General features: G+C 40.9%; 1 protein-coding gene. It reads left to right on the top strand.

The annotated features are described in order from the left end of the window. On the top strand, positions 1-230 hold a 230-nt coding region (locus tag AAEY57_RS21305), incomplete at both ends, for a sulfatase-like hydrolase/transferase (protein WP_350608819.1).

A 230-nucleotide genomic window follows, 5' to 3' on the forward strand; every position in this document is an offset into this window, starting at 1 on the left:
GGCTATAGTAGAGCAACGAATACTTATACTCCCAAGTTAGGCGTAAAGTATTTTAGTGATGTTTCATCGTGTGGAACGGCAACGGCTATTTCAGTCCCCTGTATGTTTTCACGACTGAACCGCAAAGAATATGATTCTCGGCTTGCTAGTAGTCAAGAAAATGCTCTAGACATTATTCAGCGTAGTGGTGTTGAAGTAACATGGATTGATAATAACAGCAGCTGTAAAGG

Origin of the sequence: Pseudoalteromonas sp. MER144-MNA-CIBAN-0113 (genome assembly GCF_040308965.1) — a bacterium.
GTDB lineage: Bacteria > Pseudomonadota > Gammaproteobacteria > Enterobacterales > Alteromonadaceae > Pseudoalteromonas > Pseudoalteromonas tetraodonis.